Annotated in this window: 19 protein-coding genes and 1 tRNA gene; 6 read left to right on the top strand and 14 right to left on the bottom strand. The window is 79.3% G+C overall.

Annotated elements, in window-relative coordinates; all coding sequences use genetic code 11:
* Positions 1 to 33: 33 nt before the first annotated feature.
* From ACFY07_RS23735 to ACFY07_RS23680, 12 genes are all read right to left on the bottom strand, one after another.
* Positions 34 to 1,119, bottom strand: a complete 1,086-nt coding sequence (locus tag ACFY07_RS23735; protein ID WP_390871416.1) for a PrsW family intramembrane metalloprotease — start codon at positions 1,117 to 1,119, stop codon at positions 34 to 36.
* Between the two features lie 468 nt (positions 1,120 to 1,587).
* Entirely contained in the window at positions 1,588 to 2,349 is a 762-nt protein-coding gene (trmB, locus tag ACFY07_RS23730; protein WP_230747699.1) for a tRNA (guanosine(46)-N7)-methyltransferase TrmB, read from the bottom strand.
* Between the two features lie 185 nt (positions 2,350 to 2,534).
* Positions 2,535 to 3,038 (bottom strand): hypothetical protein, encoded by a 504-nt coding sequence (locus ACFY07_RS23725; protein WP_390871414.1) that lies wholly within the window; start codon positions 3,036 to 3,038, stop codon positions 2,535 to 2,537.
* Positions 3,035 to 3,748, bottom strand: a complete 714-nt coding sequence (locus ACFY07_RS23720) for an Asp23/Gls24 family envelope stress response protein (RefSeq protein WP_390871413.1) — start codon at positions 3,746 to 3,748, stop codon at positions 3,035 to 3,037. Before ACFY07_RS23720 ends, ACFY07_RS23725 begins: the two co-directional genes overlap by 4 nt.
* A gap of 104 nt (positions 3,749 to 3,852) precedes the next feature.
* Complete coding sequence (locus tag ACFY07_RS23715) at positions 3,853 to 4,407, bottom strand: RNA polymerase sigma factor (protein ID WP_230747696.1); 555 nt, start codon at positions 4,405 to 4,407, stop codon at positions 3,853 to 3,855.
* A 472-nt stretch (positions 4,408 to 4,879) separates the two neighbouring features.
* Complete coding sequence (locus ACFY07_RS23710; protein WP_390871411.1) at positions 4,880 to 5,470, bottom strand: alkaline shock response membrane anchor protein AmaP; 591 nt, start codon at positions 5,468 to 5,470, stop codon at positions 4,880 to 4,882.
* On the bottom strand, positions 5,467 to 6,249 hold the full coding sequence (locus ACFY07_RS23705) for a DUF6286 domain-containing protein (RefSeq protein WP_390871409.1): 783 nt from the start codon (positions 6,247 to 6,249) through the stop codon (positions 5,467 to 5,469). Before ACFY07_RS23705 ends, ACFY07_RS23710 begins: the two co-directional genes overlap by 4 nt.
* A 208-nt stretch (positions 6,250 to 6,457) precedes the next feature.
* Positions 6,458 to 6,871 (bottom strand): Asp23/Gls24 family envelope stress response protein, encoded by a 414-nt coding sequence (locus ACFY07_RS23700; RefSeq protein ID WP_390871407.1) that lies wholly within the window; start codon positions 6,869 to 6,871, stop codon positions 6,458 to 6,460.
* Positions 6,868 to 7,056 (bottom strand): hypothetical protein, encoded by a 189-nt coding sequence (locus ACFY07_RS23695; RefSeq protein ID WP_390871406.1) that lies wholly within the window; start codon positions 7,054 to 7,056, stop codon positions 6,868 to 6,870. The genes ACFY07_RS23700 and ACFY07_RS23695 overlap by 4 nt, the downstream gene beginning before the upstream one ends.
* A gap of 28 nt (positions 7,057 to 7,084) precedes the next feature.
* Complete coding sequence (locus ACFY07_RS23690) at positions 7,085 to 7,591, bottom strand: Asp23/Gls24 family envelope stress response protein (protein WP_390871404.1); 507 nt, start codon at positions 7,589 to 7,591, stop codon at positions 7,085 to 7,087.
* A gap of 117 nt (positions 7,592 to 7,708) precedes the next feature.
* Complete coding sequence (gene lhgO, locus ACFY07_RS23685; protein ID WP_390871402.1) at positions 7,709 to 9,001, bottom strand: L-2-hydroxyglutarate oxidase; 1,293 nt, start codon at positions 8,999 to 9,001, stop codon at positions 7,709 to 7,711.
* Positions 9,002 to 9,063: 62 nt separating this feature from the next.
* Positions 9,064 to 10,536: an MFS transporter gene (locus tag ACFY07_RS23680; protein ID WP_390871400.1), complete on the bottom strand. Its 1,473-nt coding sequence runs from the start codon at positions 10,534 to 10,536 to the stop codon at positions 9,064 to 9,066.
* 677 nt (positions 10,537 to 11,213) lie between these two features.
* Between ACFY07_RS23680 and ACFY07_RS23675 the strand changes: the two genes are divergently transcribed.
* The 4 genes from ACFY07_RS23675 to ACFY07_RS23660 all read left to right on the top strand — a co-directional run bounded on the left by ACFY07_RS23675 (position 11,214) and on the right by ACFY07_RS23660 (position 15,334).
* The gene (locus ACFY07_RS23675; RefSeq protein WP_390871399.1) at positions 11,214 to 13,505 is read left to right on the top strand and encodes an asparagine synthase-related protein; all 2,292 of its coding nucleotides are present in this window, start codon (positions 11,214 to 11,216) and stop codon (positions 13,503 to 13,505) included.
* 263 nt (positions 13,506 to 13,768) lie between these two features.
* The gene (locus ACFY07_RS23670; protein ID WP_390871397.1) at positions 13,769 to 14,356 is read left to right on the top strand and encodes a universal stress protein; all 588 of its coding nucleotides are present in this window, start codon (positions 13,769 to 13,771) and stop codon (positions 14,354 to 14,356) included.
* A 64-nt stretch (positions 14,357 to 14,420) separates the two neighbouring features.
* Positions 14,421 to 14,493: transfer RNA gene (locus ACFY07_RS23665), tRNA-Gly, on the top strand.
* Between the two features lie 142 nt (positions 14,494 to 14,635).
* Positions 14,636 to 15,334 carry a DsbA family oxidoreductase gene (locus ACFY07_RS23660; RefSeq protein ID WP_390871395.1) on the top strand — a complete coding sequence of 233 codons (699 nt, stop codon included), beginning with the start codon at positions 14,636 to 14,638 and terminating at the stop codon, positions 15,332 to 15,334.
* A 32-nt stretch (positions 15,335 to 15,366) separates the two neighbouring features.
* On the opposite strand, the gene ACFY07_RS23655 is transcribed toward ACFY07_RS23660, so the two are convergent.
* Together ACFY07_RS23655 and ACFY07_RS23650 are read right to left on the bottom strand one after the other, a co-directional pair.
* Entirely contained in the window at positions 15,367 to 17,382 is a 2,016-nt protein-coding gene (locus ACFY07_RS23655) for a sigma-70 family RNA polymerase sigma factor (RefSeq protein WP_390871393.1), read from the bottom strand.
* 416 nt (positions 17,383 to 17,798) lie between these two features.
* Positions 17,799 to 18,833: a TetR/AcrR family transcriptional regulator gene (locus ACFY07_RS23650; protein WP_390871391.1), complete on the bottom strand. Its 1,035-nt coding sequence runs from the start codon at positions 18,831 to 18,833 to the stop codon at positions 17,799 to 17,801.
* Positions 18,834 to 19,418: 585 nt separating this feature from the next.
* On the opposite strand from ACFY07_RS23650, the gene ACFY07_RS23645 reads away from it, so the two are divergent.
* Both ACFY07_RS23645 and ACFY07_RS23640 read left to right on the top strand, forming a co-directional pair.
* Positions 19,419 to 20,756, top strand: a complete 1,338-nt coding sequence (locus ACFY07_RS23645) for an NAD(P)/FAD-dependent oxidoreductase (protein WP_390871539.1) — start codon at positions 19,419 to 19,421, stop codon at positions 20,754 to 20,756.
* A 188-nt stretch (positions 20,757 to 20,944) separates the two neighbouring features.
* Entirely contained in the window at positions 20,945 to 22,870 is a 1,926-nt protein-coding gene (locus tag ACFY07_RS23640; RefSeq protein ID WP_390871538.1) for a SpoIIE family protein phosphatase, read from the top strand.
* Positions 22,871 to 23,171: the final 301 nt, after the last annotated feature.

Genomic DNA, 23,171 nt, shown 5'->3' with positions numbered 1-23,171 from the left:
CCGCGCCCCCGCGCCCCCGCGCCTCACGTCCCCTCAGCCGCCGTCCGCCCTCTCCTCCGCCGCGGCCTCCGCCAGGGCGGGCGACGCCAGCGGACGCAGCCGCCACAGCCGCTGCAGCAGCCCGTACTCGCGCACCGCGAACTCCGCGACCGGCACCGCCCCCCGCTCGGCCCGGTGGCGCAGCAGCGCCAGCGCGGTCGCCAGGGCGACGTACTCGTCCACCGCCCGCGCCCCCGCGGGCCCGTGCAGGGCCCGGGCCCGCCGGCGGGCCCTCCCGCGCAGCCGTACCGTCCCCAGTGCCTCCGGCTCGTCCTCGCCCAGCCAGCCCGCCCGGACGTACGCCGGGAGCTGGAGGCGGGCCGCCCGCAGGCCGGCGCCGCGCGCCCGCACCGCCAGTCCGATCACGCCGCCGAAGACCGGCACCATGAAGACCCCGTAGACCAGCAGGAAGCCGCCGGTGCCGAGCGCCGCGGCCGCGTTCCAGGTGCCGTGCAGCACCGTCGCGGCCAGCCAGCCGCCGGCGGGCGCCGCCGTGCGCAGCAGGCGGTCGCGGGCCAGGGCCGCCGTGCCGAAGCCGATCCCGATCAGGGCGGTGAACAGCGGGTGGGCGAACGGCGAGAGCACGCCGCGCAGGACGAAGGTGCACACCGTCGCGTCGATGCCGTGGCCCGCCGCCCGGTCCTCGGTCCAGGAGCGGCCCAGGTAGAGGACGTTCTCGGTGAAGGCGAAGCCGCACGCGGTGACGCCGGCCAGCACGATGCCGCCGGCGACGGAGCCGACGTACCTGCGGCGCAGCAGGAACAGCAGCAGGACCGCGGCGCCCTTGCAGGTCTCCTCCACCAGCGGCGCCGCCACCGCCGAGCCGATCGTCTCGCCCCGCGCGCCCCGGTGGGAGGCGAGCAGGTCGGCGGTCCAGGTGTTGGCGAGGATGGCCACCAGCGTGGCCGCGCACGCGCCCCAGCCGAAGCAGAACGCCAGGGCGCGGACGGGGGTCGGCTCCACCCGGTCCAGCCAGGCGAGGGCCCCCAGCACCAGGGGTACCGGCAGCACCGCCAGTCCCAGGCCCACCAGGAGGCCGGGCCGGCCGGTCTGCCGCTCCACCAGCTCCAGGATCGCCACCCCGCACAGGAGCAGGGCCAGCGCCGCCGCCGGCACCGCGAACCGGACCGCTCGGCCGGTCCGCCCCGCCGGGACCCCGTCCGTGCGGGGGCCGCCGGCGCCGAGGACACGCGTGCGGAGGCCGGCGGCGCGGAGGCTGCCCGCGCGGAGCCCGGGTGTGCGGAGGCCGCCCGTACGGAACCTGCCCGGCGCTCTGCGCGCCGGTCCGTCGGCGGAGCCGGACGGGTGCCCGGCGGGGGGCCGTGGCCGGACGGGGTCCGGCCGGACGTGTCCCGGGCGGGCCTGCGCGGACTGCCACGGGCGGACCGGCTGCACGCTGCTCATCCCCCCGACCCTAGGGGACCCGGCCCGCGACGGGGAGGGCTTCGGCCACCCACGGTCGCGCCGGGCGCGCGCACCGTGACGACTCGGGTGCGCCGGATCAGTGCCTGACGGGCGCCATGCCCACCCGGCGGGGCGGACGGGGCGTCAGCGGCGGCGGAACAGCAGGTCGTGGACCACGTGCCCCTTGCGCAGGCCCTGCCGCTCGAACTTGGTCACCGGCCGCCACGCGGGCCGCGGCGCGTAGCCGGGCACGCTGCCGTCCTCCAGGACCGTCCCGTCGCCCTCCGGGTGGAGGTTCTCCAGCTCCGGCGAGGCCGACAGCACCTCCAGCATCTGCTCGGCGTACGGCTCCCAGTCGGTCGCGCAGTGCACCGTCGCGCCCGGGGCCAGCCGGGACGCGGCCAGGGCCGTGAACTCCGGCTGGATCAGCCGCCGCTTGTGGTGCCTCGCCTTCGGCCAGGGGTCGGGGAAGTACACCCGCAGCCCCGCGAGCGAGGCCGGCGCGAGCATGTCGCGCAGCAGCACCACCGCGTCGCCGGCGGCGAGGCGCACGTTCGCCAGGCCGTCCTCCTCGACGCGGGTGAGCAGGTTGCCGTGGCCGGGGGTGTGGACGTCCACCGCGAGGATGCCGGTCGACGGGTCCGCCGCCGCCATCGCCGCGGTGGTCTCGCCCATGCCGAAGCCGATCTCCAGCACCACCGGCAGCTCGCGGCCGAACAGCTCCGCCAGGTCCAGCGGCGTGCTGTCGATCGGTGTCCCGTACCGCGGCCACAGCCGCTCCAGGGCGGTCTCCTGGGTGGCGCTCATCCGGCCGCGGCGCGGGTGGAACGAGCGGATCCGCCGCTCCCGATGCTGCTCGGGCGTGGCGGTGTGCGGGTAGGGGCGGGATTCGGTGGAGGCGCTCACAGTCCCCCGAGTCTACGGGGGCGTGCGGGTGGCGGGCAGCGGCGTACGGTCCGGTGGGACGGCCCGGTGGGACGGCCCGGCCGGACACCCCGCCGGTGGCGGTGGCGGTGGCGGTGGCGGTGACGGCGGCGGTGACGAGGCCGGTGCCGGTGCCGGTGCCGGTGCCGGTGCCGCGTCCGGGCCGGTCAGTCCTGCGGCTGCGGGCTCCGCTCCGGTCCGCCCGCCCGCCCGCGCCCCGCCGCCTCACCGGCGGGCACGGGGAGGCCGACGCGGGTGACCGTCACGCCCACCGAGACCGGCTCCGGCTCCCCGCGGGCGGCCAGCAGGTCCGCGACCGCCGCCAGGACGGCGGCGCGCACGGCGCGCGCCGCGTCCAGGGCCCTGGTCCCGCCGTCCAGGACGCAGCGCACCTCCACCTGCCATCCCGCGCCGCCGCCCTGCCGCTCCGCCCGGACGCCCGCCCCGTCCGGCACCCGTCCGGCGCCGGAGCCGCCCGCACGGTCCGCGGCCCGGTCCGCGGACCGGGCCGCGGCCTGGTCCGTGACCTGGGCGGCCACCTGGCCCGCGAACCGGGCCGCGGCCCGGGAGAGCAGGTCGGCGACGCGCGGCTGCAGCCCGACGACGCCGGGAACGGCCAACGCGGCCCCGGCGGCGGCCGCCGCGACCTCGGCGTCGGTGACCCGGTTCATCGCTCCTCCTCGTCCGCCGGACCGGCGGCCGGTCCGGCGGCCGGTCCGTCCTCCGCCGGGCGACCCGCTGCGGGACCCCCCGCGTCCTCCGCCGCACCGTCCGGTGACGGCAGCAGCGCCGACACCTCCAGGTCGACCCCGCCCACGACGAGCCCCAGGGCGCGGTCGGCCGCGTCCCGCACGGCCCGCCGCACCCGGTCCGCCTGCTCGGGGAAGGGCGTGTCCAGCCCGGCGGCCAGGGTCATCGCGACCCGTACGCCGCCGTCCTCCTCGGCCACCAGGCGGCAGCTCGCCGCCCGCACCCCGGGGACGGCGTCGGCCGCGCCCCGCAGCACCTTCGCCGCGGCGGCCTCGGACACCCGCAGCCGCTCCTCCGGCGGACCCAGCGGCAGCAGCCTGCCGAGCCGCACCTCGGCGCGCACCGCCCCCATCACCCGGGCCGTGAAGGCGTCGGCGCCGGCCTCCGACCGCGTCCCCGGGGTCTGCGCCCGCAGGGACCGCGCGGCCCGGCCCAGCGCCCGCAGCCCGTCCGCGGCCTCCCGGCAGTACGGGCAGTCGGCGGGGTGGCCGTCCGGCGGGCCGCTCCCGGAGTCGACGTCGTCCCAGGCGCCGCCGAGCGAGCGCCCGCAGGGCAGCCGCTCGTCCCCGGGCGGCAGCCCGGTGCCGGGCAGGGGCGCGGTGTCCTGCCGCGGACCCGTGTCCTGCCGCACACCGGTCTCCCGCCGCACACCGGTCTCCCGCCGCACACCGGTCTCCCGCCGGAGGCCGTCGTGCCGCCGCGGTCCGTCCCCGCCCGGGGGGTCCGGCCGGTCGCCTAGCGCCATGGGCTCATCACCTCCGTCAGGGCCCGCCGTGCGCGGAAGAGTCTGCCGCGCACGGCCTGCTCACTGGTATCCGTCACGTGCGCGATCTCCTCGTAGGGGAGGCCGTGCAGCTCCCGCAGCACCCAGCAGGCCCGCTGCTCGGGGCTGAGCCGCTGCAGCGCCTCGGCGAGGGCGGCCATGGCGGCGTCCGCCTCGGCGGTGCGGGCCGGGGCGCCGAGGCCCCCGGACGCCGGGGGCTCGGGCACGTCCTCCAGCCGCACGGCGGGCGGGCGGCTGCGCAGGGCGTTGAGGCAGCGGTTGGTGACGATGCGGTACATCCAGGTGCCGAACGCCGAGTCGTGGCGGAACTCCGGCAGCCGGCGCCACGCGCTGACGAAGGCGTCCTGCACGGCGTCCTCGGCGTCGGGGCGGCTGCCGAGCATGCGGTGGGCGAGGGCCAGCATGGTCCCGCTGTGGCGGCGGACCAGCTCCGCGAAGGCGTCGTCGTCGCCCTCGGCGGCGCGGACGGCCAGCAGCCGGTCGTCCAGCAGGCGCTCGTCCGGCACGGGGACGCGGGCGGCGACGGGGGCAGGGGCAGGGGCAGGGGCGGACCGGGCGGCCGGACCGGCCGTGCCCGGCCCCGGACCGGGCCGCGAGGGACCGGACCGCCCCGTCCCGGCCTGCTCCGTCCCCGGCCCGTCCCCGTGGGGGAGGAGGCCCGGGGCGTCCGCGGCCGGCCCCGCGCTGCCGTCGCCGGGCACGGCGGTCGAGGGACCTTCTCCCATCTGCTCCTCATCTCGTCCGTGGCCCCGGTCCGTCGGGACGGGGCGGGGCGCCGCCGCGGGGGCGGCCGGGCGCCAGGGGCTTCTGTCCGGGAAGGCGCGTCCGAAGCCGCGCCGCACCGCACCGAGTGAGGCACGGGACACCGCCGGGAGGCGGCCGAACCGCCGTCCGCACCGGCCGGACCACCCGGACGGGGCCCGGACCGCCCCGGGCCCGGCGTCCCCGTGCCCGTCCGCCGCACCCGCCCTCCTCCGCCTACTCGGCGCGCCGGGTGCGGTGCCCGGCGACCCGCAGCCGCACGTCCGCCGGCAGCGACGCCCAGCCCGCGGACGTGCGGGCGTCCGCCAGCGGTCCCTCGCACAGCGCCCGCAGGACCGCCGCCGGTTCGCCGTCCGGGGCCAGGGTGAGCGCGATCCGCGCCCGCGGCCGGTCCGGGCGCCCCACCGGGCGCACTCCGGCCCGCCGGACGCCGGGCAGCCCCGCCGCCTGGGCGGCGACCGCGTCGCCGAGCGCCTGGCCGCGCAGCTCGACGCCCTCCGGCGGCTTCGGCCCGCCCAGGACCAGGCGGCCGGCGGTGCGCGGGCCCGGCTGGGCCGTCAGCCACCACACGGCGAGCACGACGGCGAGGGCGAGGCCGGCGATGACGGCGGGCCACCACCAGCCCTCGCCGGTGAAGCGGGTGCGCCGGGCCCGGCCGAGCAGCACGTCGTGCGGACCGGGCAGCCGCCCGTCCTCCGTCCCGGGGAGCAGGTCCAGGCCGCCGGCCAGGACCAGCAGTCCGCCGCCGAGCAGGACCAGGCCGGCCAGCGCCAGCAGGATCCGGTTCACCGCAGCCTGGACCTTCATCGGGTGCCCTCCTCGTCGTGACGTGCGGCGGGTGCCGGTGCCGGTGCCGGTGCCGGTGCGTGCGCCGCCGCAGGCGCAGGCGCGGGTGCGGGTGCGGTGACCGTCCGGTCGGGGGCCCGGCGCACGCGGACCGACAGGCGCGGCGGCCGGGCCAGGGAGAGGCCGCGGCGCTCGGCGCGGAGCGCCGCGGTGACGTCCTCGCGCACCTGCCGCGGGTCGCGGAACCGCACGTCCACCCGGGCCCGGACGCGGCGCCTGCCGACCCGGACCCGCGCTCCCCCCACCCCCGGGACGCGCAGCGCCGCGTCCCGCAGCAGCAGGGCTGCGCCCCGGCGCTCCAGGTCGGCGCGGACCCCCTCCGGGGCTCCCGGGACCCGCAGCGGCAGCCTGCCGCGCAGGCCCGGGGTGAGCGCCAGCACCAGCAGCCACAGGCCGAGCAGCGCGGCCGCGGCGGCCCCGGCCAGTACCCGGGCGTCCGACAGGGGCAGGGCGGCGAGCCCGTCCGCCAGCTCCCGGCGCCACGCGCCACCCGCGGCACCCGTCCGGACCGCCACCACGTCGTACAGCAGCGCCCCGCAGGCGACGGCGCCCGCGGCGGCCACCAGTGCGGCGGGCACGCGGCGGGCCGACCAGGGGCGGCGCGGGCGCGGACCGGCGTCCGGCACGGCCCCGGCGGCCGCGCCGCCGTCGCGGGACGGTCGGGGGCCGCCGGCCCGCGCCGGGTCCTCCGACCCGCCGGGGGCCGCCTGCGGGACCGGGAGGTCCTGCTGCGTCGTCACGTCTTCGCTCCTTCCAGGCTTCGGCGGTTCTCACGGCTCGCGCGCTTCTCACGGCTCGCGCGGCCCGGCCGCTCCCGGGACCCGGCCGCGGCCCGGTGCGCCGGCGGCGGGGTAGCCCCCCGCTGCGGTCCTCCGGGCAGGTCCGGCCGGTCCGGCCGGTCCGGCCGGTCCGTTCGGTCCGTTCGGTCCGCCCGGGCAGCGTCCGCCGTCAGCGGACCCGGTCCGCCGCCGCGCCGCGGGGGACGAGCCGCCGCACGGTGAGGGTGACCTCGCCGACCCGGAGCCCGGTCAGGTCCGCGACCCGCCGGGCGACCGCGTCCTGCAGTGCGCGGGCCTCGCCCGCGATGTCCACGGGGTAGGGGAGGTCGACGCCGAGGGCGATCCGGGCCTCCCCGCCGCGCACCGACACCTCCGCCCCCGGCCCGTTGAGGCCGAGCCGGTCCGGGGCCGCGCCCCACCGGCGCGTGAGGGCCTCGTGCGCGGCGCGGCCCGCGACGCGGGCGACCACCCGGTCGGGGAGGACCGTCGCCCCCCGCTCGGCGGGCGGCGGCAGCCCCGCTCCCGCCGGGGCCCCCGTCGTCGACACCGTGGGCGTCGCCGTCGTCGACACCGTCGCCGTCACCGCCGGTCCTGCGGCCGCACGAGGTCCCGGAGGTCCCGGACGTCGAGGCCGCCGTCGAGGACGCGCCCCGCGACCAGGCCCACCGCGCCGAGCACGGCCACCAGCAGGAACGCCCAGAAGCCGCCGAACGCCCCCGCGAACCCCAGGGCCATGCCCGCGGCCAGCCCCACCACCGCTCCGCTCATCGCGACGCCCCTCCGCAGGCCCGGGCCGTCACTTCACCCGGCTCTCGGGCTCCGGGAGGTCGTCCTGCTCGTCGGGCAGGTGGACGTCGTCGACGGCGATGTTCACCTCGACGACCTCCAGGCCCGTCATCCGCTCCACGGCGGCGATCACGCTGCTGCGCACGTCCGCGGCGACCTCCGCGATCGGCACGCCGTACTCGACGACGACGTCGATGTCCACGGCCGCCTGGCGCTCGCCGACCTCGACCTTGACGCCCCGTGAGACGTTGGCCCGGCCGCCGGGCACCCGGTCCCGGACGGCGCCGAGGGTCCGCGCCATGCCCGCGCCCAGGCTGTGGATGCCGGGGACCTCGCGGGCGGTCATGCCCGCGATCTTCTCCACCACGCTGTCCGCGATGGTGGTCCGGCCGCGCTCCTCCGGGGCGGTCCCGGCGCCGGTACGGCCCGTCAGCACCCGGGCCCGGCCCTCCCCGGCCTCCCCGGTCCTCGCGACGGCGGCGGTGCGGACGGCGCTCGTGGCGGTCGTGTCCGACATGGGTCCTCCTCCTCGCTGCGGGCACCCTGCGGTGTCCGTCGGGGAGTCGGACCCGGCGGCGGGCGGGACCTCACGCGGGCCGGGGTGTGACGTGCGCCACACGATGCGGCGGGGCGGTCAGCGCTCCGCGTCCAGCGCGGCCAGGGCCCGCCGTGCCACCTCCCGGCCGATCGGCAGTGAGGCCGTCGCCGCCGGCGACGGCGCGTTCAGGACGTGCACCAGGCGGGACGGGCGGCCCGAGGCCGTGTCCGGCTTCGCCTCCGGGTCGAAGCCGGCGAAGGCGAAGTCGTCCAGCAGCGTGCCGTCCCGCGCCACCGCCTGCGCCCGCACCCCGGCCGGCGCCGGCACCAGGTCCTCCGTCGCCACCTCCGGCAGCAGCCGCCGCACCGCCGCCGTGAACGCCCGCTTCGACAGCGACCGGTGCAGCTCCCCGACCTCGTACCGCCAGTGCCGTCTGGCGATCCGCCAGGTGCCCGGGAACGCCGCCGTCGCCGCCACGTCCCGCAGCCGCACCGTCCGCCGGTCGTAGCCCTCCAGGGCCAGCGCGGGCACCGCGTTCGGCCCCACGTGCACGTCGCCGTGGACGCCCCGCGTCAGGTGCACGCCGAGGAACGGGAACGCCGGGTCCGGCACCGGGTACACCAGCCCCCGGACCAGGCCGCGCCGCTCCGGCACCAGCTCGTAGTACTCGCCGCGGAACGGCACGATCCGCACGCCCGGGTCGTCGCCTGCCAGCCGCGCCACCCGGTCGCTGTGCAGCCCGGCGCAGTTGACCAGCACCCCCGCCCGCAGCTCCGCGCGGCGCGTGCCCACCACCACCCCGTCCGGCCGGTGGTCCACCCGCAGCACCTCCTCGGCCGGCCGCAGCCGCGCCCCGGCGGCCTCCGCCAGGGCGCCGAGGCGCCGGGCGACCGCCGGGAAGTCGCAGATCCCGGTGGTGCCCACGTGCAGGCCCGCCACCCCCGCGACGTGGGGCTCGTGCTCCGCGATCCCGGCCCGGTCCAGCTCCCGCACGGGAATGCCGTTCTCGCGGCCGCGCCGCGCCAGGGCGTGCAGCCGCGGCAGCTCCTCCCGGTCCACGGCCACGATCAGCTTCCCCGTCACCTCGTGGGCGATGCCGTGCTCCCGGCAGAACTCCACCATCTCCGCCGCGCCGCCCACCGCGAACCGCGCCTTGAACGACCCCGGGCGGTAGTAGACGCCGCTGTGGATCACCCCGCTGTTGCGGCCCGTCTGGTGCGACGCCAGGAAGTCCTCCTTCTCCAGCACCTCCACCGAGACGCCCGGCCGCTCCCGCACCAGCGCGTACGCCGTCGACAGGCCGACGATCCCGCCGCCCACCACCAGCACGTCGACGTCGTACCCCACCAGGCGTTCTCCCCGTTCGGCCGCCGAAGTCCCCGCGATCATTCCACGGGCCGGCAGGCCGGTGAAGGCCGCGCGCCGGCCCGCCCTCCCTGCGCCCCCGGGCGCTAGGCGGACGCCGCCAGGACCAGCTTCGCGCGCTCCTCCAGCTCCCGCACCGCCCGCTCCCCCCGGAACGGCTCCAGCCGCCGCAGCATCTCCAGTACGTACTCCCGCGTCCGCTGCGACGAGATCCGCCCTGCCACGTCCACCGCCCGCGCCCCCGCGGCCACCGCCGCGTCCAGCTCGCCGGCCTGCACCTCCGCCATCGCCGACACCACCAGCCGCAGCCCGTGCGACCGCACGAACCCCTCCGTCGGACGCGCCAGCGCCTCCCGCGTGAACTGCCGCACCTTCGCCGGAACCCCCAGGTCGCGGAAGCACTCCGCCGCGTCCGCCGCCAGCCGGTCGTACGAGTAGAAGTCGATCCACGCCGGGTCCGCGTCGCCCGCGCGGGAGCGCTCCAGCCAGGACTCCGCCGCCGACAGCGCCGCCGAGCACGCCCCCGCGCTCCCCGCCCGGGCGTGCGCCCGCGCCTCCACCAGGTGGAAGAAGCTCATCGTCCGGGCTGTCGCCAGCCCCCGGTTGCGCTCCAGCGCGGCCTGCGCCAGGTCCACGCCCTCGTCCGCGAACCCCCGGTACGTCGCCTGCAGGCTCATCGACGCCAGCACGTACCCGCCCAGCGGCACGTCGGCCGCCGCCCGCGCCAGGCGCAGCGCCTGGATGTAGTACCGCTGCGCCGCCTCGTGCTGGCCGGTGTCGAACGCCATCCAGCCCGCCAGCCGGGTCAGCTCCGCCGTCGCCCCGAACAGCGCCCGGCCCACGTCGTCGCTGTACGACGCGAGCAGCAGCGGCGCCGCCTCCATCCGCAGGCAGCCCGGCACCATCGACGAGCGCCAGTCGCCGCCGCCGTACTTGGAGTCCCAGCGGCGCGCCTCCTGCGCCGCCTCCCGCAGCTTGGCCGCGTCCGCGTGGCCCACCCGGTACGACGACAGCTCCGCCGGCGACGCCGTGTCCGGCAGCAGGACGCCGCCGTGGCCGGGGACCGCCGACGGCTCCTCCCGCGCCACCGAGCCGTCGGCGGGCGTGATCAGCCACCGCGACACCGGCATCGCGTACGCCGTCACCGAGAACGTCCCCGCGAGGCTGTCGCTCCAGCGGCTTCCGCCCGGCGCCCGCCGGTTCTCCAGGTCCACCTTCCACAGGTCGGTGGCGGTCCGCACCGCCTCCGGCACCTCCCGCGGGAAGGCCAGGCCCACCTCCGGCGCCGGATCGGTGTCGCCCAGCCCGATCTCCTCCAGCGGCACCGGGCGGCCCAGCTTGCCGCCGATGGCGCTCGCGATCAGGTGCGGCACCGGGCCCTGCGGCACCATGCCCTTGGTGACCCACCGGGCCACCGACGTCTTGTCGTAGCGCAGCGTCAGGCCGCGCTGCGCGCCGAGGTCGTTGACGCGCCGCGCCAGCCCGGCGTTGCTGATCCCGGCCAGGGACAGCAGTGAACCCAGCTTCTCGTTCGGTCCCCGCGGGCTGCTGGTCGTCAACCCTGCCACCCCCTCGGCGCTGGCGTTCCGACAGCCTTGGCACACCCAGAGTAGTTCGGTGCATCCCGACGGTTAAGAGGCGGTGTTCCGGATGGCGAGATTGCGCGCTTTTCCGGCCGCTTGCCGGTTGTGCGGGCGTGCGCCCGCCCGTGGTTGCCGACCGTTTCCGATCACCTCGCCGTTCGCGGGCCGTTCCGCGGCGGCCGGGCGTGGTCCGGCAGGTGCGGAGCGGCCCGGTGGTGCCGACGGTGCGGCGGGTGCGGTGGTGCGTGTGCGTGCTCCGGTGCCATGCAGGCGTGCGCCCGCCCGTGCGACCTGTGCGGGCCGGTGGGGCGGCGCTTCCCTGGACGGTGTGGGTCGGCCCGCCGTCCGAGGACCCGGTGGGCCGGGGGACGCCGCCGCCTCATTCCCCGCGGGCGGCGGACCGGCTCGGGGGGGCGTGCGGACGCCCTCCCGGGCTGTGCTTTTCCGGGCCGTCCCCCCGCGAGCGGCCGGTCCGGGCCGGGGAGGGGGAGGCCCGGGCCGGTTCCGCGGGGACCGCCGCGCCCGTTGTGTGACGGAACGTCACCGTATGCGGAGCGCGAGTCCTCACATCACCCGTGCCGACACCGCAGAACTCCGCGGGGACTGGTGGCACGATTGTGCCCGACGGGGAACCCGGGTCCCGTGGAGGCGCGATGCGGTGGTTGGCGGGCTGGAGCGGTGGTGTGCCCGGGGCCGGGGCGCCGTCCCGCGAGCCCGGGGCCGACCCCCTCCGCACGGTGCGCCCCATCGCCGCCCGCCTGCTGTGGCCCGGGCCCGACCCGCTGTGGGCGGTCGGGGACTGGCGCCCGGACGAGGTGCGGCTGGTCACCCTGCGGCCCGGCGCGGCCGCCGAGTCCGCCACCGGATTCCCCGCGATCCCCCAGGACCCCGACGCCGCCTCCCCGGACCCCGCACCGCACCCGCAGGTGCCCCGGTCGCGCCGGACCGCCCCCACCGCCCGGCTGGCGGTCGTCGGCCGGTGCGGCGCCACCGACGCCGAGCTCCGCTCCGGGCTCGCCGCCGCCCGCGGCGGCGCCCTGCGCCACCTGACGGCCTGGCCCGGCAGCTACACCGCCGTCCTGCAGCTCGGCACCCGGACCGTCCTGCTCACCGACCTCGCCGGGGTCCTGCCCGTCTTCCACACGCCGTGGTGCGGCGGCACCGCCTATGCGACCGCCGCCCTGCCGCTCGCCGACCTGGTCGGCGCCGGTGTGGACGCCGCCCACCTCGCCGCCCGGCTGGCCTGCCCCGAGGCGCCCGAGGCCGTCGGCACCACCACCCCCTACCAGGGGGTCCACCGGGTGCCGCCCGGCCACTCGCTCTCCGTCCGGTCGGGCCGCGCCCAGACCGCCCCGTACGAGGAGGCCGCCCCGACCGCGGGCGGACCGGTCCGGCTCGCCGAGGCGCCCGCGGTCCGCGAGCTCACCCGCTCGCTCCTGGAGGCCGTCCGCTGCCGGATCCGCACGCAGCCCCCGCCGCCGGGCGGCGCCCCGCGGCGGGCCCGGATCGGCGCGGACCTCTCCGGCGGCACCGCCTCCACCACCCTGGCCCTGCTCGCCGCCGCCACCCCGGCCGCCCGGCCGGCCGCGCCGGCCCCCGGGGGCGTCGGGTCCCCGTCGGACGACGGGCCCCGCAGCGGAGCGGTCCGGGGGTCGTGGGCCCGCCCGCGGACCGCCCCGGACGCCGCCCCGGCCCCGGACGCCTCCGCCGTCCCCCTGACCGCCGTCACCTTCGCGGAACCCCCCGCGCAGCCCCCCGCCGGCGCGCCGGACGCCCCCGGGACCGCGCCCGCCCCCGCCCCGGCCCTGGACCGCGCCCGCAGCCTCGCCGGTGCGGTGCCGTGCCTGCACCACACCGTCGTCCCCGCCGGCGCCGACGCCCTGCCCTACGCCGACCTCGCCGGCGACCCGCTCGCCGGTCCCCTCACCGACGAGCCGGGCCCCGCCCTGGTCGACGTCGCCGCGCTGCGCGCCCGGCTCGCCGCCGGCGGCGCCGACCACCTCACCGGCTACGGCGCCCGGCAGGCCCTGGACGGCCACCCCGCCCGCCTCGCCGACCTGGTGCGCGACCGCCGCCGCCGCGACCTGGTCCGGCCGGTCGCCGCCCTCGCCCGCGCCGACAGCGCCGCCGAGGGCCCCCTCGCCGGCGCGCTCGGCACCCCCGTCTCCGTCCTCCGCGCCGCCCGCCGCCTCGCCCGGGCCCCGTACGCGGAGGCGCTGGAGGACGCCGCGGTCCTCCTCCTCTCCCGCCACGGACCCGCCGCCGCCACCAGCCCCGGCAGCGCCTCCGCGGCCGCCCTGACCTGGTGCGCCCCCGGTCCCGCCGCCCGCTGGCTCTCCGACTCCGTGCTCTCCGGCGTCGCGGTGCGCCTGCGGCTCGCCGCGCGCCGCCCCGCCCCGTCCGAGCGGCCCGGCGAACGCCGGGCCCGGCTCGCCCTGCACCGCCACGCCGCCGCGTACCGCGTCCTCGCCCAGGCCGCCGAGCAGTACGGCCAGCGCCTGCACGCGCCGTTCCTCGACAACCAGGTGGTCCGGGCCTGCCGGCTGGTCCCGGACGGCCTGCGGGTGCAGCCCGGCGCCCGCCACACCCTGCTGCGCGCCGTGCTCGCGGGTGCGGGCGTCGCCGGACTGCCCGCCGACTGGGGCGCGGGGCCGCGCCCCGACCGGGCCTCGGCCGCCCGGTCCGGTCTCCGGCACGCCGCGGACGGGCTGGAGGAGCTCTTCCGCGCCCCCCTCCTGGCGGAACTCGGCCTGATCGACCTGCCCGCCGTCCAGCGGGCCGTCGCCCGCGCCGCCGACGGTGCCGCCGCCGTCCCGCTCGACGGCCTGGCCGAGCTGGTGGCCACCGAGCTGTGGCTGCGGCGGTACACCGCCCGCCGCAACGGCTCCTGCTGGACCGGCATGCCCGTCGCGGAGCGCCGGGCCCTCGCCGCCCACCCGGGCTGACCCGCTCCCGGCGGCCCCGGCCTGCCCTGCCCGGCTGCCCTGCCCGGCTGCCCTGCCCGGCTGCCCCGCGCTGCCCAGCCGTCCGCCTGGGCCGTCCTCCCCGGCCGCCCCCTCCGGCCGCCCCCTCCGGCCGTCCGCCGGAGTTGCCTGGCCGGGGCCGCACGGCCGGGGTTACATGGGAGGCGGCGGTTCCGACCACCCCAAAGAGGGGCCGCCGCCCCCGGGAAGAGCCGCCGAGGGCCCCGCTCCCGCGAAGGACCGCCATGCCCGCCCCCCACGAACCGGCCCGCCTGCCGCCCCACGCGGACGCCGCCGACCTGCCCGTCTCCGCGACCCCGCCCGGTCCGCCCCTCGCCCCCGGCGTCCTGGCCGCGGTCGACGGCTCCAACGGCTCCCTGTGGGCCCTGGACCGGGCGATGACGGAGGCCGAGCTGCTCGGCCTGCCCCTGTACGTCCTCTCGGTGGTCGACCCCTCCCCCGGCGGCTACACCCTGGGCATGGCCGAGATCGTCCGGGACGGCGTGGCCCGGCTGCTGCACTCCGCGCGGGACGGCCTGCGGCGCAGCGTCCTCGCCGTCCAGGACGCCCGCCCCCGCCCCTTCGCCGGGCGCGTCTCCCTGCACGTCGTCCCGGGCGACGCCATCGCCACCGTGCTCGACTGCAGCGCCCGCCACCACACCCTGGTCGTGGGCGCCCGGGGCAACGGGGGCTTCGCCCGGCTGCTGCTCGGCTCGGTCAGCACGGCCGCCGTCCACCACGCGGCCTGCCCGGTCCTCGTCGTCCCCGCCCCGGCCGCCGGGTCCGCCCCGGCCGCCCGACCGGCCAACTCCGCCGTCGAGGGACGAGTTTGATCTCCCGCCGGAATCCGGTAGAGTTTCACACGTCGCCAGGAGAAAGGTTCCTCCGGGTGAACGCGCGGATGTAGCTCAGTTGGTAGAGCGAAACCCCTCCAGGGTTTAGGTCGTAGGTTCGAGCCCTGCCGTCCGCTCCGCACAGAGGAGGGCCCCGGCGCCGGAAGGCGCCGGGGCCCTCGTCGTCTCCCCGTCACGGCCCGCCCCCGGGAATTCCGCAGGCCCCTCCGGACGTTCACCCCGCCCGTACGAGGACGCAACCCGAGGACGGAACACCCCATGAAGGTCGAGATCTACTCCGACATCGCCTGCCCCTGGTGCTACGTCGGCAAGCGGCGCTTCGAGCGCGCCCTCGCCGCCTACCCGGGCGCCGACACCGTTGAGGTGGTCTACCGGCCGTACCAGCTCGCCCCCGACGCGCCCACCGAGGCCGAGCCCCTGGAGCCCGTGCTGCGCCGCAAGTTCGGCGACCGGATCACGGAGATGAACGCCCGCCTCGCCGAGGTCGGGCGCCAGGAGGGCATCGCCTTCGACTTCGCGTCCGCCCAGTCCGTCAACACCCTCCTCGGACACCGCCTGCTCCACTTCGCCGAGACCGAGTACGGCGCCGCCGTGCAGGCCCGCCTGAAGAACGCCCTGCTCCACGACTACTTCGTCGACGGCGGCAACGTCGGCGACCGCGACCGGCTCACCCGGCTCGCCGCCGCCGCCGGCATGGACGAGGAGCGCGTCGCCGCCTACCTCGCCTCCGACGAGGGCGCCGCCGAGGTGCGGGAGCAGATCGCCGAGGCGCAGCTGATGGGCGTCACCGCCGTCCCCACCTTCGTCTTCGAGGGCCGCTGGGCCGTCCAGGGGGCCCAGGAGGCCTCCACCTTCCTCCAGGTCCTGGAGCAGGTCGCGGCGCAGACCGCCGCCCCCGGCGGAGCGGCGGAGGGCGCGGGGGACGACGCCTGCGCCGACGGGTCCTGCGCCGTCTGACCCGCCCGGCCCCCGGCCTCCGCCCGCGCGGCTCAGCCCCTGCAGCCGAGCCGCGCGTCCGCCCAGTCCGCCACGTCCAGCAGGCTCCACCCACCTCCGGCCGGCTCCACCACCAGCCGCACCGACCGCTGTCCCGCCAGCGGCACGTGCACCCCCACGGTGCCGCCCCCGGCCACGGGGGACGAGCGCCACAGCGTCCGGCCGTCGCCGCCCACCACGGAGAAGACCACCCGTCCGAGCCCCTGCGCCATGTCGTCGATCCCGGCCAGGGCGTCGAACGTCGCGCAGCGGCGGCCGAGATCGACCGACACCTCCGACGGCGCCCCCACGGTGACCCCGTGCCAGGAGCGGACGCCGCCGGTGCCGAGCCCGTGGCGGTTCCAGGACCAGCCCGTCCCCGGACCGTGCACGCCCTGCGACCGCGCCGGCCCCACGACCGCGAAGGGCAGCTCGTCCAGCCAGTGGCGGTCCACCGCGGGCGGTGCCTGCAGGGGCGGCGGCGCAGGGGCGGGCCGGGGAGCGGGCGGCAGGGGGGTCCTCGGCCGGGCCGGGGGCGGCGGCGCGGCCGTCGGCCGCCGTACCGGCCGGAGCACCGGGTGCCGGTCCGGGGCCGGTGCGGCGCGCGGCGGCACGGGGGCCGGTACGGGCCTGGGCCCCGGCACCGGCGCGTCGCCGGTCCGGTGCGGCGCGGGGGTCCGCGGCGGGGGCGTCCCCCGACCGGGCGGGACCGACGGCGGCACCACCTGCGACGGCGCGGCGGGCGGCACCGCCCGCGCGGGGGGCCGGGCCGTGCCGCCCGAGAGCGCGTAGGCCAGGACCACCCCGGCCACGGCGGCGGCCGCGACCGCGCCGACGGCCGCCTTGGCGGCGGCGCCCATCCCCTCGGCGGCCGTGCTCCCGGCGCCGCCGCCGGCCGTGCCCGCCGCCGCGCCGCCGAAAGCCGCCCCCGTCGCGACGGCGGCCGCGGTGAAGTACCCGGCACCGACCCAGACGAGCACCCCGCCCGGGAGGACGGCCCGCAGGCCCGCGTTCAGGTCCAGCAGCTCCAGGTAGGCGGCCGAGCAGCGGTCGCACCCCGCGAGGTGCGCCTCCGTCTCCGCGGAGGCGCGCTTGCGCAGCGCGCCCCGGGCGTGCGCGCCCAGGCGCTCGGCGTGCCGGCGGCAGGCGTCGTCCTGCACCGCCGAGACGTGCGCCTGCAGGAACGCCGCCGCCAGCCGGTCCCGCGCCCGGTGCGCCTGCACGGCGGTGGCGTTCGCGGTCTTGCCGAGGAGCACGGCGACCTGGCGCGGGGGTTCCCGTTCGACCTCGGTGTGCCAGAGCACCACCCGGTCCTCCTCCGGGAGGGCGGTGAACGCCCGGATCACCATCCGCCGGTCCGCGCGGGCCAGCGCCCATGCGTCCGCACCGGGGTCCGCGCCGTCCGGCCGGCCCTGCGCCGCGGAGGAGTCCGCGAGGGCGGCGAAGTCCGCCACCAGGTGCTCCCGGCGCTCGCCGCGGCTCCAGGCGGCGGCGACGTTGCGCACCGCCGTCAGCAGGTAGGCGCGTACGGCGAGGTCCGGTCCGCGGCCCGCCCGCAGGGCCTGGAGCGTGCGGGCGAACACCTCGCCCGCCAGGTCCTCGGCCGTGAAGCTGTCGCGGCAGCAGGTGCGGGCGTACCGGCGCACGGCGTCCGCGTGGCGCCGGTACAGCTCCTCGTACGCCCCGTCGTCGCCCCCGCGCACCCGCGCCGCCAGCTCGGCGTCGGACGGCGGCAGGTCCCCGTCCACCGGGTCGGCGGGCGCCGGGACCGCGGGCACGCGCCCGGGCGCCCCGCCGGCCGGCGCGGCGGCGGCCGGGGTCACCCCGCCGAACCCGGCGGGCGCCTGCCCCGGCACGCGCGGCGTTCCGGCGGCACCCGGCCCGGTCAGCGCCTCCTCGTCCGGCGGCCGGCCCTGGACCGGCACGTGGCCGCCGGGCGGCGGCTCCTGCGGGCCGTCCGGCCCGCCTCCGTGCGGCGGTCCGGAACCGTCGCCGCCGCGGCCGGGGCCGTCCCGGCCCTCAGCGCCCACCGTCGCCGCCGTACCGCACATCCGCCCGGTCGGGCGCGGCCGCCGGGCGGCCGGCCGACGCTCCCGCAGGGCTCTGGCCTCCGATCACCGGCACAGAATGGCACAGCGGCACGTGCCGGACCCCCGGTCGGCGGAACAACCCACCCATCAGGGGAGGGTGCGCACCGGCGCCGTCCGCCGGTGTCACCCGTTCGGCGGTTTCCAGCACCGGTCCGGGCCCTCCGCCGGGCCCCGCCACGGGTCCTCCCGCACCCTCCGGCGCCGTCGGCGGCCCTCGGCCCAGGGACCGCGGCCCGCAGCTCACAGCCCGGGGGTCGGGGACCGGGGACCGGTGTCCGCACGCCGGCCCGACGGGCTGTCGGCCCGGGTGCCGTCGGCCCGGGCGCCCCGTCCCGGGGCCCCCGGGCCGCGCCCCGTCAGGCCGTCCGCAGGCCGTCGAGCAGGATGCGCAGCAGCCGCTCGGAGGGCGCGCCGCCCGGACCGGCCGCACCCGCGGGGGCCGCCGGGTACGACGGCACCGCCGCCGTCAGCACCAGCACCACGTCGGCCACGGTCACCCCCGGGCGCAGCACGCCCGCCGCGTCGGCGCGTCCCACCAGCGCGTCGAGCAGGTCGAGCAGCACCACCGGGTCCGTGTCCGGACCGCTCCAGGCCCCCGCGTCGTCCCCGCCCGCGCCGTCCGCCGCCGCGGCCCCCGGTGCGACGACGCCCTGCCCGGTGGAGGCCCTGCCCGCGCCCGCCGCGGGGCCCGCCGGTTCCGCGCCCCCGGCATGCGTTCCCCCGCCCTCCGCGGTCCCGGCGCCCTCCCCGCGTGCCATCCGCTCCGCCTGCCGGAAGGCCACCGGCGGGAGCAGCCGCCCGGCGCCGGTCGCCACCGCCCGGGACAGGTAGCCCGCCAGCGCCTCCCACGGGTCGGAGCCGCCGTGCAGCGCCTCCCTGGCCCGGGCCGTGAGCCAGGCGACCTCCTCCGCGGCGATCCGCCGGACCAGCGCGTCCTTGCTGGGGAACCGCCGGTACACCGTGCCGACGCCCACCCCGGCCCGCCGCGCCACCTCCTCCATCGGCGCGCCGTAGCCCAGCTCCCCGAAGACCTCCCGGGCCGCCCGCAGCACGCTCTCCAGGTTGCGCCGCGCGTCCACCCGCAGCCTGCCGCCCGCCTGCGCGAACCCGGCCGGCCGCACGTCCGGAACCGCGCCCGGCCCCGGGCCGGGGGCCGCCGCCGCCCGGCCGTACCGCCCGCCGGACACCCACGGCCCCGGCACCGCCGCGGACCCGCCCTGCTCCGCCACGCCCTGCCGCGCCGCGCCCGCTTCGGGCACGGCGTGCTCCGCCCCGCCCCGGCCGGCCGGGCGCGGCGGCAGGCCGCCGGCCTCCGGCCCGCGCATCCGCGGCGCCTCCGCCGTGCCCACCGCCGCGGACAGGCGCGCCCGCGCCCGCTCCTGCTGATCCATAGCCCAGTCCTCCCCCCGTGGGCACCGCTCCCGCAGGCGCCCACCATGCCCCCGCGCCCCCCGGCGCTCCGGGCCTCACGTCGCCGGCTCGCTCGGCGTCCTCCCCGCCGACCCGTCCGGCCGCGGTACCGGGCCGTGCAGGCCCCTGGAAACGGCACCCCTCCGGGACCTGGTCACCGCGCCTGTACGCAGCGCGACCGCCTGTGCCGACGACGAGCCCGGGACGCCGGTCCGCTGGTCCCCCGACCATAGTTGATGGGGGTTCAGCTCCGACAGGGGCGACGGCGCGGATTCGGCCGCCCCGGCCCCGCGGCCGCACCCCCGCCCGCCGGACCGGCGCGGACGCCCTCGCGGCGCCGGTGCCGTCCGGCCGCACCGCCGTCCCCGCCCGCTCCCCGCCGGCCCCCGTGCGCCCCGTCGGCAACTTCGGCCCCGCCGATCCCGTACGCACTGTGGACAAGAGGGCCCCCGGCAGGGCGTCATGGACACGTGAACCAGGTCACACCACCGCAGGGATCCGCCGACCGCCGGCCGGGAGGCCGCCCGCCCGCCCGCGTCCTCGTCGTCGGCGGCGGCCACGTCGGCATGTACGCCGCGCTCCGCATGAGGCGCAGGCTGCGCCGCGACGAGGCCGAGATCACGGTCGTCGAGCCCCAGCCGTACATGACCTACCAGCCCTTCCTCGCCGAGGCCGCCTCCGGCGCGATCGACCCCCGCCACGTGGTCGTCCCGCTCCGCCGGGCGCTGCGCGGCTGCACCGTCGTCACCGGCGAGGTCACCGGACTGGACCACGCGGCCCGCCTCGCCCGCGCGGCCACCCCCGCCACCCGCTCCACCGGCGCGCCCGACCTGGAGATCCCCTACGACCTGCTGGTGCTCGCCCCCGGCGCCGTCTCCCGTACCCTCCCCGTCCCCGGCCTCGCCGAGCACGGCATCGGCTTCACGACCGTCGGCGAGGCCGTCGGGCTGCGCAACCACGTCCTGGAGCAGCTGGACATCGCCTCCTCCACCCGCGACCCCGCGATCCGGGAGGCCGCCCTCACCTTCGTCTTCGTCGGCGGCGGCTACGCGGGCGTCGAGGCCCTCGCCGAACTGGAGGACATGGCCCGGCACGCCACCCGCTACTACCACAACGTCACCCCCGACGACCTGCGGTGGGTCCTGGTCGAGGCGGCCGGCCGCATCCTCCCCGAGGTCGACCCCGCGCTCGGCCGGTACACCCTCTCCGAGCTGCGCGGACGCAACGTCGAGGTGCGCCTCTCCACGCGCCTGGAGTCCTTCGCCGACCGCATCGTCGTCCTGTCCGACGGCAGCCGGTTCGCCGCCCGCACCCTGGTGTGGACCGCCGGCGTCCGTCCGGCCCCCGTCCTGGCCGGCACCGGCCTGCCCCGCGACGCGCGCGGCCGGGTCCGCTGCGACACGTTTCTCCGGATCGCCGGCACCGGCGGCGCCTGGGCGGCCGGCGACTGCGCCGCCGTGCCCGACCTGACCCGGCCCGGCGAGACCTGCGCCCCGAACGCGCAGCACGCCGTCCGCCAGGCCAGGACCCTCGGCGACAACGTCGTCGCCCACCTGCGCGGCGAGCCGCAGGCCGAGTACCGCCACGCCCACACCGGCGCAGCCGCCTCGCTCGGACTCCACAAGGGGGTCGCGCAGCTCCTCGGACGCCGCGTCACCGGCCGCCCCGCCTGGCTGCTGCACCGCGCCTACCACCTCGGCCGGATGCCCACCCTCGACCGCAAGGCCCGCGTCCTCGCCGACTGGCTGCTGGCGGGCCTGTCGGGGCGCGAGGTCGTCTCCCTCGGCTCGCTGGAGCACCCGCGCGCCGAGTTCGAGGCCGCCATGGGGCGCGCCCCCGCCGCGCCCCCGCGACACTCCGGACCGCCGGAGCCTCCCGAACCGCCGGCCCGGCCGGGCGGCTGACCCTCCGGGGGCTGGCAGGGCGCGCCCCCGTCGAGGATCATGCAGGGCAGCGTGCCCCGGGCGCGGCCGGACCCGGCACCGCCGACCGTCCGCATCGGTCACACTGGGCCACGACCCCGCGTACCAGGACGCACGCGGGGAGTGACGAGGCACGAGGAACGCGAGGAAGCAGCGGCGACTTGGATCTCATGCGCTGGAGCGCCCGGCTCCCCGGAGCACAGCGGCGTACCGCCCCGCAGCAGGCGGGCGAGCGGTCGCCCGGCCCCGCCGACGCCTCCCGCGCGGCCGCGGTCCCGACGGCCCGCCCCGGACCGCGGACGGAGGCCCCCGCCGGGCACGCCCCCGGCGACGGCACCCCCCGGGACGGCACGCCCGTCCCCGGCCACCCCGGGCCCCCCGGCCGGCCCGAGCCGTCCGTCCACGACGTGCTGGCCCACATCCCGGCCCTCGTCGCCGTGACCTACGGGCCCCAGCACCACGTCGGCCACGTCAACCACGCCTACACCGAGGTCTTCGGGCCCCGCCCCTCCGGTGCGCCCGCCGTCGAGGCCATGCCCGAGCTGACCGAACTCGGCCTCCTGCCGCTCATGGACCAGGTCCTGCGCAGTCGCCGCCCGCGCACCGTCAAGGCGCGCCGCGTCGTCCTGCCCACCGCGCCGGACCGCCACCGCTACTACAGCTTCGTCTGCGCACCCGTCCGCGCCGGCGAACCGCTCGGCGCCCAGCTCTCCGCCCTCGCGACCGGGGCGGCCGGCGCCCCGGGCACCCCCGGCGGGCCCGCGGCCCCCGGCGGGCGGGGGGGATCCGGTCCGCAGGACGCCCGGCACGGCCACGGCGCCCTCGGGCTGCTCACTGCCCGCCGCCGCGCCGGCACCGCCGCCGCCGCAGCCGACGACGGCGACGTCGCCGGTGTCCTCATCTTCGGCGCCGAGGTCACCGACCAGATGCAGGTCGCCGAACGCCTCCGGGAGAGCGAACGGCGCCACCGCGAGGCGGCGGTCACCCTCCAGCGCAGCCTCCTCCCGCAGAAGCTGGAGCAGCCCGACGACCTCCGCGTCGCCGCCATCTACCAGCCCGGCGGGGCCGACGCCGCCGTCGGCGGCGACTGGTACGACGTGATCACCCTCGGCGGCGGCCGCACCGCGCTGGTCATCGGCGACGTCATGGGCCGCGGCATGCGCGCCGCCGCCGTCATGGGGCAGCTCCGCACCGCCGTCCGCGCCTACGCCCGGCTCGACCTGCCGCCCCACGAGGTCCTGCAGCTGCTCGACGGCCTGGCCATGGAGATCGACGCCACCCAGATCGCGACCTGCCTCTACGCGGTCTTCGACCCCGACGACAACCGCATCACCTACTCCTCGGCCGGCCACCTCCCGCTGATGATCCGGGAGCCGGACGGCACCGTCACCCGGGCCGACGACCAGTGCGGTCCGCCTCTCGGCACCGGCGGCTGGCTCCACACCTCCGGCTCGGTCCCGTTCAGCCCCGGGGCCACCGGCGTCCTCTACACCGACGGCCTGGTCGAACGCCGCGGCGAGGACATCGACGTCGGCCTGGACATGCTCGACCGCACCCTCGCCGGCCCCGCCGGGCCCGCCGGTCCGCCGGACGTCCTCTGCTCCAGGCTGCTGCGGGCCATGGGCGTCACCCCCGAGCACGACGACGACGTCGCGGTCCTCGCCTTCCAGCTGCCGCAGCGGGACGAGCAGAGCGCCGACCTCTTCCGGGCCGCCTCCCTCGACCTCATCGGAACGCCCCAGACCGCGGCCCGCGCCCGCGCCTTCACCACCGGGGTGCTCTCCAGCTGGCGGCTGGGCGACGAACTGCGCGACCTGGGCGTCCTGGCCGTCAGCGAGCTCGTCTCCAACTCCCTCACCCACGGCGCACCGCCGATGCGGCTCCGGATCCGCCGCACCGACCGCCGGCTGATCGTCGAGGTCACCGACGCGGACGACCACCTGCCGCGCCGCCGCCGTGCGGCCTCCGGGGACGAGTCCGGCCGCGGTGTCGCCATCGTCGCCACCATCGCCTCCAGCTGGGGGACCCGCCGTACGCCGGACGGGGGTAAAGCGGTGTGGTGCGAGTTCCTGCTGCCGACGAACCGTGCACTCTGAGAAGGCATCAGGACCTCGCTGACGCAGTGTCGGGCCTCGACTTGACACCGCAGGGCGAAGTGCCTAGCGTACGTCGGGCTGCCTGACAGGGGGCACCGGGCGCGCGCTCTGCGCGGACGGTCCCGGGGCAGCCACTCCGCAACCACTCGGGCCCACGGCCTGCGGCGGTACTTCATGTCCTCCGCTGTCCGCCGTGGATTCGGCTCGTGCGGAAAAGGGAAATGCGGCGGGTTTGGACCTCGGGTCCGGATTCGCTAGAGTCTGACCTCGCCGGCGGGGCCCGAAAAGGCCAGGTCGGCAG

This window comes from Streptomyces sp. NPDC001380, from assembly GCF_042895785.1.
Lineage (GTDB): Bacteria > Actinomycetota > Actinomycetes > Streptomycetales > Streptomycetaceae > Peterkaempfera.
The sequence above is the reverse complement of the archived record's forward strand: the minus strand, read 5'-3'. Positions and strand labels throughout refer to the sequence as shown.

Coding starts and splice junctions, on each gene's coding strand:
- ACFY07_RS23725 (WP_390871414.1), bottom strand. CDS start 3,038: ATGAACCGGGTCACCGACGCCGAGGTCGCGGCGGCCGCCGCCGGGGCC.
- ACFY07_RS23710 (WP_390871411.1), bottom strand. CDS start 5,470: ATGAAGGTCCAGGCTGCGGTGAACCGGATCCTGCTGGCGCTGGCCGGC.
- ACFY07_RS23695 (WP_390871406.1), bottom strand. CDS start 7,056: ATGAGCGGAGCGGTGGTGGGGCTGGCCGCGGGCATGGCCCTGGGGTTC.
- ACFY07_RS23690 (WP_390871404.1), bottom strand. CDS start 7,591: ATGTCGGACACGACCGCCACGAGCGCCGTCCGCACCGCCGCCGTCGCG.
- lhgO (WP_390871402.1), bottom strand. CDS start 9,001: ATGATCGCGGGGACTTCGGCGGCCGAACGGGGAGAACGCCTGGTGGGG.
- ACFY07_RS23675 (WP_390871399.1), top strand. CDS start 11,214: ATGCGGTGGTTGGCGGGCTGGAGCGGTGGTGTGCCCGGGGCCGGGGCG.
- ACFY07_RS23670 (WP_390871397.1), top strand. CDS start 13,769: ATGCCCGCCCCCCACGAACCGGCCCGCCTGCCGCCCCACGCGGACGCC.
- ACFY07_RS23660 (WP_390871395.1), top strand. CDS start 14,636: ATGAAGGTCGAGATCTACTCCGACATCGCCTGCCCCTGGTGCTACGTC.
- ACFY07_RS23650 (WP_390871391.1), bottom strand. CDS start 18,833: ATGGATCAGCAGGAGCGGGCGCGGGCGCGCCTGTCCGCGGCGGTGGGC.
- ACFY07_RS23645 (WP_390871539.1), top strand. CDS start 19,419: ATGTACGCCGCGCTCCGCATGAGGCGCAGGCTGCGCCGCGACGAGGCC.
- ACFY07_RS23640 (WP_390871538.1), top strand. CDS start 20,945: ATGCGCTGGAGCGCCCGGCTCCCCGGAGCACAGCGGCGTACCGCCCCG.